The sequence below is a fragment of the Roseovarius salis genome (assembly GCF_044472985.1).
In the GTDB taxonomy this organism is placed as follows: Bacteria; Pseudomonadota; Alphaproteobacteria; order Rhodobacterales; family Rhodobacteraceae; genus Roseovarius; species Roseovarius salis.
Window position 1 is genome coordinate 22,149 of sequence record NZ_JBISDG010000041.1, and the last position, 6,133, is coordinate 28,281.

At 67.8% G+C, this 6,133-nt stretch carries 7 protein-coding genes and 1 pseudogene; 7 read left to right on the forward strand and 1 reads right to left on the reverse strand.

The features are described from left to right. The first annotated feature begins 5 nt into the window (after nt 1–5). The 6 genes from dctP (at nt 6) to ACH13J_RS15065 (ending at nt 4,585) form a co-directional block, all read left to right on the forward strand. Nucleotides 6–995, forward strand: coding sequence for a TRAP transporter substrate-binding protein DctP (dctP, locus tag ACH13J_RS15040; protein WP_397544169.1), 990 nt, complete (start codon nt 6–8; stop codon nt 993–995). Nucleotides 996–1,212: 217 nt separating this feature from the next. Next, a complete protein-coding gene (locus ACH13J_RS15045) occupies nt 1,213–2,313 on the forward strand; it encodes an FAD-dependent oxidoreductase (RefSeq protein ID WP_397544170.1) in 1,101 nt (366 codons plus the stop codon). Beyond that, nucleotides 2,288–2,605, forward strand: a complete 318-nt coding sequence (locus tag ACH13J_RS15050; protein ID WP_397544171.1) for a (2Fe-2S)-binding protein — start codon at nt 2,288–2,290, stop codon at nt 2,603–2,605. Before ACH13J_RS15045 ends, ACH13J_RS15050 begins: the two co-directional genes overlap by 26 nt. Further along, nucleotides 2,592–3,986 carry an FAD-dependent oxidoreductase gene (locus tag ACH13J_RS15055; RefSeq protein ID WP_397544172.1) on the forward strand — a complete coding sequence of 465 codons (1,395 nt, stop codon included), beginning with the start codon at nt 2,592–2,594 and terminating at the stop codon, nt 3,984–3,986. The genes ACH13J_RS15050 and ACH13J_RS15055 overlap by 14 nt, the downstream gene beginning before the upstream one ends. Nucleotides 3,987–3,995: 9 nt before the next feature. Then, complete coding sequence (locus ACH13J_RS15060) at nt 3,996–4,340, forward strand: RidA family protein (RefSeq protein ID WP_397544173.1); 345 nt, start codon at nt 3,996–3,998, stop codon at nt 4,338–4,340. A 44-nt stretch (nt 4,341–4,384) separates the two neighbouring features. Continuing rightward, nucleotides 4,385–4,585 carry a hypothetical protein gene (locus ACH13J_RS15065; RefSeq protein WP_397544174.1) on the forward strand — a complete coding sequence of 67 codons (201 nt, stop codon included), beginning with the start codon at nt 4,385–4,387 and terminating at the stop codon, nt 4,583–4,585. Between the two features lie 405 nt (nt 4,586–4,990). On the opposite strand, the gene ACH13J_RS15070 is transcribed toward ACH13J_RS15065, so the two are convergent. Continuing rightward, nucleotides 4,991–5,113 carry a hypothetical protein gene (locus ACH13J_RS15070; protein ID WP_397544175.1) on the reverse strand — a complete coding sequence of 41 codons (123 nt, stop codon included), beginning with the start codon at nt 5,111–5,113 and terminating at the stop codon, nt 4,991–4,993. A 629-nt stretch (nt 5,114–5,742) separates the two neighbouring features. Here ACH13J_RS15070 and ACH13J_RS15075 point away from each other — a divergent pair. Then, nucleotides 5,743–6,133 (forward strand): annotated as a pseudogene (locus ACH13J_RS15075) (hypothetical protein); the annotation flags it as partial.

Consider the following 6,133-nt stretch of genomic DNA (forward strand, 5'->3'; position numbering starts at 1 on the left):
ATCCCATGAAACATTTCCTGACCAGCACCGCCGCCGCGGCTCTTGTCGCCATCGGCAGCATGGCCGGCGCGGCTGACCTCAAGATGAGTCACGTGCGCCCGCAGGACGCCACCATCGACAAGGAGCTGCGCGCGTTTTCCGAAAACGTGTCCGAGGCGACGGGCGGCGAGGTGTCGATCAACGTGTTCCCCGCGTCGGCGCTTGGCGACTACACGACCGTGCAGGAACGCATCAGCGTCGGCGCGATCGAGATGGCGACCCAGCCCGCCGCCACCGGCGCCGACCGGCGGATGCAGATCAGCTCGTTCCCCTACCTTGCCAACAGCTGGGAAGAGGCGCGGGAGATCTATGGCCCCGATGGCCCGGTGCGCGCGGTCATGGCCGACCTCTACGCCGAGCAGGGCATCACGATGCTCGCCGCCTATCCGGTTTATTTCGGGGGTATCTCGCTCAACACCGATCCGGTCAGCCCCGGCTCGGTCGAGGACAAGGGCATCAAGGTGCGGGTGCCGGGCATCAAGTCGTTCCAGCTGACCGGCGAGGCGCTTGGCTATATCCCGTCGCCCATCCCGTTTTCCGAGGCGTTCACCGCCATCCAGACGGGCGTGGTCGATGGCGTGATCGGCTCGGGCGCGGAAGGCTACTACGCCTCCTTCCGTGATGTGACCAAGGCCTACATCCCGGCCAACACCCATTTCGAGGTCTGGTACATGATTATTTCCACGGAATCGCTCAACGGACTCGACGAAGAGGATCAGGCCGCGCTCAGGGCAGCGGCGCAGGACTTCGAGGCGACCCGCTGGACCGTCGCCGAAGAGGACCAGGGCAAGTGGGAACAGCGTCTTGCCGACGAGTTGGGGACCAACGTGGTGGACCTGACCGACGAGCAGCTTGCCGCCATGGCCGAGAAGGTGCGCGCGGATGTCTGGCCGGTCGTGCTGGAGGATGTGGGCGCCGAGTGGGGCCAGGGCATTCTGGATCAGATCGGCAAGTAAGCCGGTTCCCGGCGGAGGGGGGGGGGGGGGGGGGGGGGGGGGGGGGGGGGGGGGGGGGGGGGGGGGGGGGGGGGGGGGGGGGGGGGGGGGGGGGTGGGGGGGGGGGGTGTGGGGGTTTTTTTTTTTTGTTTTTTTTTTTGTGGGGGGGGGGGGGGGGGGGCCCCCCCCCCCCCCCCCGCTTCCGTGCAATCGCGTGACACGAAAGGAGGCCGCGGGGATGGAAGCAGACTATGCCATTATCGGTGGTGGCGTTGTCGGCCTGTCCATCGCCTGGGGTCTTCTGACGCGGGGCAAGCGGGTGATCGTCCTTGACGGAGAGGACGGCGCCTTCCGGGCCAGCCGGGGGAACTTCGGCCTTGTCTGGGTTCAGTCCAAGGGGATGAACCAGCCGCGCTATGCCCGCTGGTCGCAGCAATCCGCCGCCATCTGGGCCGATTTCGCCCGAACCCTGGGCGAGGAGACGGGCCAGACTGTGCCGCTGGAGCAAAAGGGCGGTTACGATTTCCATTTTTCCGAGGAAACGCTTCACGCCACGGTCGAGAAGTATGAAAGGCTGAAGGCCGCTCTTGGTGGCGATTACCCTTACGATGTTCTGGGCCACAACGCGCTGCGCAAGGAAGAGCCCAATATCGGACCCAAGGTCGTCGGCGCGATCCTTCACCACCAGGACGGCCACGCCAACCCGCTGCGCCTTCTGATGGCGCTGGCCGCGGGCGTCAGGCAACGGGGCGGCACCGTGCTCAACGGCAAGACCGTGGCGGATGTCACCAAGCCCGGCATGTTCCGTGTTCTCTGCTCGGACGAAACCGAGGTGCGAGCGGAAAGGATCATTCTCTCCGCCGGGCTCGGGGCTGCCGTGCTTGGTCCGAAGCTGGGTTTCAAGGCGCCGGTGCGGCCGCAGCGGGGGCAGGTACTGATCACCGAGAAACTGCCAAAGATGATCAACCGCCCCTCGCTCATTGCCCGGCAGGTGGACGAGGGTGGCATTCAGATCGGCGCCACGAACGAAGAGGTCGGCCACGATGACGGCGTGACGCAAAATGGCCTGTCGGGACTCGCCGCCGAAGCGATCGCCGCCTACCCGGATCTGGCCCGCGCCCAGCTGGTGCGCAGCTGGGGGGCGCTGCGCGTGCTGACCCCCGATGGCCTGCCGATTTACCAGCAAAGCCAAGAGATGCCGGGCGCGTTTCTGGTGACCTGCCACAGCGGCATCACGCTTGCCGCGGCCCATGCCCGGCTCTTGCCGGACTGGCTCGAGCGGACGGGGGCCGCGCCGGACCTGGAGGTGTTCAGTGAAGACCGCTTCGCCGTTTCTTGAACTCGACGACAGGCCGCGCGTGCCGGTCACGCTGGATGGCCAGCGCGTCGATCTGCGCGAGGGCGAGAACCTGGCCGCGGCGCTGCTTGCCGCCGGGCTGCGCAGCTTTCGCCGCACCCACGTCTCGGGCGCGCCCCGCGCGCCGTTCTGCATGATGGGTGCCTGTTTCGACTGCATGGTGGAGATTGACGGCGTGGCGCGCCAGGCCTGCATGGTCGAGGTCTCGCGCGGCCTTGTGATCACGCGCCCCGGGCCAGATGCGCAGCAAGGAGCGAGCGATGCAGCGAACTGACGTGCTGGTGATCGGCGCGGGCCCGGCGGGAATGGCGGCCGCGTCGACCGCGGCCCGGCACGGCGCCGCCGTTACCCTGCTCGACGAACAACCCCGCCCCGGCGGGCAGATCTACCGCGATGTCGATCGCAGGGGGCCGGGGCGCGCCAAGATCCTCGGCGCGGATTACCTGCATGGCGCGCAGCTGACGGACGATTTGCGCGACGCCCCGGTTGTCCATCTCGACGGCGCCGTGGCCTGGGCGATCGAGGACCGGTTCCGCGTTTCCTACACGCGGCGCGGGCGCGGCGCCCAGATCGAGGCCAAATCCCTGATCCTTGCCACCGGCGCGCTGGAGCGCCCGATGCCGGTGCCGGGCTGGACGCTGCCGGGCGTGATGACGGCCGGGGCTGCGCAGATCCTGCTCAAGCAGTCGGGCGTGCTGCCGCGCCGCGCGGTGCTCGTGGGGTGCGGCCCGCTTGTCTATCTCATCGCGGCGCAGATGGTGCGGGCGGGCACGCCGCCCGTTGCGCTGGTCGAGACGCAGACGCGCGGTAACCTTATGGGCGCGGCACGTCATCTGGGCGGGGCGCTGCGCGGCTGGCGGTATCTTGCAAAGGGTGTGAAACTCCTGTCCGAAATCCGGCGGGCGCGGGTGCCACGTCATACCGGCGCCAGCGGGATCGCGATCGAAGGGGAGACCGAGGCGCAGGCCGTGACCTTCCAAAGCGGGGGGCGGTCGCACCGGATCGGCTGTGACACGGTCCTGCTGCATCACGGTGTCGTCCCGAACGTCCAGGCGGCGCGATCCATCGGCGTGACGCACAGGTGGGACAAGGCGCAACACTGCTTTTCACCGATCGTCGATAGTTGGGGCGCAACGGATGTCGACGGCGTCATGATCACGGGGGACGGGGCCGGCATCGGCGGCGCGCGGGTGGCCGAGTTGTCGGGGCGGATCGCCGCGCTCGGGGCCGTGGAGCGGCTGGGCAGACTCACGGAAGAAGAGCGTGACAGGCTGGCGGCGCCGCTCTGCCGCGCGCGCGACCGCGAGGCCGCCGTCCGGCCGTTTCTCGATGCCGCCTACCCACCACTTGCCGAGGCCCTGTCGCCGGCCGACGAAACCATTGTCTGCCGCTGCGAAGAGGTTACCGCCGGCGACATCCGCGGCTATGCCCGGCTTGGCTGTCTGGGGCCAAACCAGGCCAAGGCGTTCGGCCGGTCCGGCATGGGGCCGTGCCAGGGACGGTTCTGCGGCCTGTCCGTGACCTGGCTGCTGGCGCAGGCCAACGGGCAGAGCCCCGACGCGACGGGGTATTACCGGATCCGCCCGCCGCTAAAACCGGTGACGCTGGGTGAACTGGCGGCCATGCAGGACACCGCCGCGGACGCGGCCGACTAGGAGGGACAGATGATCGAACGGATCGAAACGGGACCCCGTATGAGCAAGATCGTCAAGCATGGCGGCACCGCCTATTTCTGCGGGCAGGTCGGCGCGGGAAACGGTGTGGCCGAGCAGACCCGCGATTGCCTGTCGCGCATCGACGCGTTGCTGGCCCGGGCCGGATCGTCTCGCGAGCGGATGTTGCAGGCGACCATCTGGCTTGCCGACATGGCTGATTTCGAGGAGATGAATGCCGTCTGGGATGCCTGGGTGCCCGAGGGGCATGCGCCGGCGCGCGCCTGCGGCGAGGCAAAGCTGGCGCGGCCCGAACTCAGGGTGGAGATCATCCTGACGGTGGCCTGCGATCCGTGACGCCGGGCAGGGCGCTCAAGCGGTGCGTGAGGGCCGGGCCTTGCGTGGCGGCGGTGACCGGACCGCGCAAGGGCATCGAGCGCGGAAAGCGGGGCGACTGCGGCTTCGGCCTTGGATTGGCCGGCCCCGTCTGGCTGCACGCGCTCGCGGAATATCGCAACCGCCCGCCCCGTGCCGGGATGAAGCCCCGCGCGCCGGACGAGAGCCCAACCAGCGCCGGTCTGAAAGTGGCGGTCGAAGTATGACAGGATGAGAGTGTCCGATGCCCGGAGGTTGCAGCCACTTGAGGCCCAGAACGCAAATCTGAAAAAAGTTGCCGCCGGACATGTTCGGACCGGTGTCAACCGGGTGACAGCGATCCTGCCGAGTCAGCGCAGAGCGCGCGTCATTCCGCAAGAGCCAAGACGCGCTTCCTCCGGCTCGGGGGCCGCGCCGACCGCGATCTGGCCTGGCGCGATCAACCTGCGCATCGGCGGGGTTTCGAACGGCTCCGTCCGTTCCGGCGCCTGCAAAGCCTGTCACCGGATGCCGCGAGGGCCGGCCGGTTCAGCTGCGGGCGGCACAATCCGTTCGCACCAACCGGCGGCCCCGGTGTGCATGACGAACAACACGTGAAAAGCGCCATCGCGGACACGGTTCGGTTCTGTCCGTTACTCCGGCGGCGTATCCGCTGCGTTGGCCCGGGCCGTTTCGAAAGCTGTCATCAGGGCCGCGAGATAGGCGATCGTGTCGCTTGTTGCCTCTTCCAGATCGCAGGCCGCAGCGCGGGTCACGGCCAGCCGCCCGTCCGTCCCGCGCGACCCAGCCCTTTTCCTGCAGGATCGCCACCTTGCGCCGCACGGTCTCTCGCGGGATGCCGGAATACTCGGCCACGGACTGCATGTTGATCGGCCGCTGCCTGTCGTCATGGTCTTGCCCGCGGGTCATGCGCCCCCCATCGGCAAGCCGCGCGTTCCAAAGCTGCGGGCGCGTTCTGCTGCCGATCACGGCCAGAACCAGGGCAAGGTCCAGATCGCCATCTAGGCGCGCCCGAAGTTGCATGAGCAGACGGGAGCATGCGGCGAGGTGCACGGGCCATATTGTGCCGAAGTTGGATTTTATGAACTCCGCGTGCGTGCTGTCGGGCGATGGCATGGGCGGAGTCCTCCCGGCTGTTGCCCATTTCGGGCGCCGTGGGCGTTGTGGCGCAGGCAATTGCGGGTACTCTATCAAGAACTGGGTCATTTCACGAGCGCTCAAGGTGCCCGATCTTCCCGTGACAGTCAGCCCCGGCCACGACCAAGCGGGGCGCCGCCGTTCAGGGTCTTGTCGACAACGTGGCCATTACGCTTGCCTTGCCGTCGGCACCGTATTGTTTGTGGCGTGCACGGGGGGCTCGGCCGGTGCGGCGGAGCGGGATCCGATGCTGTTGCACGATGCGAACGGCCTCACGCTGCGTGGACATCTGCAGTTCGGGCTGAACGCGGTCAGCGAAAGCAACCTTTTCTGGGACCTTGCCTCGGTGACCGCGCCGGGCAGCGGGTTCGACCCGGACACGGAGTGGCTGGAGGGATATATAAAGCCGGGGTTGAGCTTTTCGTATCAACTCGACGCGAGTGCGCAACTCTACGGCAAGCTCTCTGCGGTGTCATCTGACCTGCCACTGAACTTTCATCCAGCCGGAATCGGAGCCCTTTGGGTTCATACGCCGACAAGCGCAGGTGGAGCAACCGACATCCGTGCGGAGCTTTCAGATGGCGCAGCGCGGGTGTCGGTTGCGGTGGTGAGATGTTCGGCGAATGCCCTGGGCGTCC